The 2268-nt window shown below is 36.4% G+C and carries 2 protein-coding genes; both read right to left on the reverse strand.

The window, feature by feature from the left end; translation table 11 throughout:
* On the reverse strand, nucleotides 1–647 hold a 647-nt coding region (gene grdD, locus BUA90_RS11985), incomplete at its 3' end, for a glycine/sarcosine/betaine reductase complex component C subunit alpha (RefSeq protein ID WP_242945101.1).
* Nucleotides 648–686: 39 nt separating this feature from the next.
* Nucleotides 687–2222, reverse strand: a complete 1536-nt coding sequence (gene grdC / locus BUA90_RS11990; protein ID WP_072968871.1) for a glycine/sarcosine/betaine reductase complex component C subunit beta — start codon at nucleotides 2220–2222, stop codon at nucleotides 687–689.
* Nucleotides 2223–2268: the final 46 nt, after the last annotated feature.

The following is a 2268-nucleotide window of genomic DNA, read 5'->3' on the forward strand; positions in this document are numbered from 1 at the left end:
TTTCCTGTAAGTGTGTCTGTTACCATTACGTCTACTGCTCCTTTTAGGAGGTCGTTCCCTCTCATTATACATCCTCCATCGGAGCGTGTTGATTCTCCAAAGTTTATTTCGTATCCATTTTCATTAAGTTGTTTTAGGGCTCTTTCTACTTGTCTTGCTCCGTCTACGTTTAATATTCCCACGCTTGGTTTTTTTATTCCCATTGCTTTTGCTGTTATTATTCCGTATATTGCATTTTTTATCATCGCTTCTACTCTGTGTGCTGATGATGTCCCTGTTGTTGTTGCTATGAACATTTCTTTTCCTTCGCCTGGTGTTATTACTTTTCCTACTGTTGATACTCCTATTGGAAAGTTGTAGTGCATTGTTACACATGCTCCTATGTATCCACTATCTAATAGCTGTTCCATTTTTTTGTGCATTTCTTTTTCTTCTTTTACTTCGATTATTTCAAGTTCTGTTTCTACTTTTGGTCCTATTAGTACTATGTCAAAGTCTATTCCACTCTTTGCTGCTATTTCTGCTCCTTTTACTAGATTTTCTACTCCATGTTCACTGCCTAAAGTTGTCAGTCCTACTTTTATTTTTTTTCTATATTTTCCTGTTTCTATGGCGTCAGCTATTTCTATAAGCATGTTGCCCAGCATTTTTTTTATTGTTTTGTTTTCTTCCACCTTAGGCACCTCCTAGTCTTTTAGTAAATGCATTGCAAATTCTTTCATGGCTTTTGCTATCATTCCTTTTATTTCTTCTTTTGAAATTTCCATATCTTCTTTTACTTTACCACTGTTTCTTTCTATTATTACTGATACTCCGTCAAATAGGTTTGTCATTCTTCCAAGGAATAGGCTTCCTTTTCCTACTATCATTATTTTGTTTAGGTTTCCTTCTGTTAGATCTTCTCTTGCAAATCCTAGGTATGGTACTCCTGATGGTATGTGTCCCTGTGTTGGTGCCCAGCCAGGCATTCCATGTTTTTCTACAAATGATGCTAGTTCTTTTCTCTCTAGTTCTTTTCTCTTTACTCCTAATGCTCCTATCATTTTGTAGTTCGCTGCCGGTACGTCTCCTGCTCCTGCCGGTTTTGTTATGTCTGGGTTTTGCATTTCTACTGAGTATTTGTCTATGTCTGTTATTTTTAGGTTGCCTTTGTCGAGTGGTGCTGTTATTAGTGATGTTATTACTGCTTGTGGTGATGAGCCTGTTCCTACTGTGTGTCTTCCTACTAGGTCTGTTCTTATTATTGGGTTTTTTCCATCGTTTTTGCTTATTAGTATTGCAAATCCTCCTATTACGTCTTCTAGTATAGGCATGTTTTTCTTTACGTGGTCTTTTCCGTTCATTCCTAGTTTTGCTGTCGCTCCTCCTGCTACTACTACTACGTTTTCATATGTTCCTGCCGCTACTAGTGATGCTGCCGCTATTAGTGCATGTGTCGGCCCTGCACAGAATCCTCTCATGTCTGAGCCTGTTGCGTTTTCTGCTCCTACTATTTCTGCTATCGATTTTGCAAAGTTCCCTCCTCCTCTTTGGTTCATGTCTCCACATGCTTCTTCTGAACATTCTATTACGTAGTCTATGCTCTTTTCGTCTATTCCATTTTTGTCTATTAGATGTTTAAATGCTAATACTCCTGATGCCTTAACTACTAAGTTTTCAAACATTATGTGTGCATTTAGGTTTGGGTCTATGTCGTGGGCTCTTTTTACGCACCCTACTAGTTTTCCTTCATGATATATCCCTTCTGCTCCGTTTTCTTTTATTTGTCTTTCTATTTCTTCTTTTTCTTCTCCTTCTTTTAGTTTTTCTGCTTCTTCTTTGAATAATGGATGTTTTGTTAGTTTTTCTTTTATTTCTTTGTTAAATTCTTTTTCTATTTTTACCAGGTCAAATGCATCGCATATTTTCATTAGTCCTATAAATTCGTCTTGCGGCATTATTTCTCCATATTTACCAAATCTATCACCATTTGGCACTTCTTTATCATACCATGGCATTTCGTATTCTCTTAATTCTTCTGGTGTCATGTTTCCTATGTATACTTGATTTGGTGCGTATTTTATTACTTCTTCATATTTCCTTAGATGCTCCGGTACTTTCTTTAAATATTCTGAATCAGGGTTAGTTATTTTTTCTGTTGTTTGTGTTGTCCCATTATGCATTACCATATCTGGTGTATGTACTAATATGTAGCCTGTTCCTTTTACTACTGCATAATTCATTTTTTACACCTCCATTTTTTTCTCACCTTTTTTCCATCTCTTTTTT

It is taken from the genome of Caminicella sporogenes DSM 14501, assembly GCF_900142285.1.
Taxonomy (GTDB): domain Bacteria; phylum Bacillota; class Clostridia; order Peptostreptococcales; family Caminicellaceae; genus Caminicella; species Caminicella sporogenes.

What these genes read in the sequence shown, in the direction of transcription:
- grdC (WP_072968871.1), bottom strand. Translation starts at nt 2,222, where the DNA reads ATGAATTATGCAGTAGTAAAAGGAACAGGCTACATATTAGTACATACA.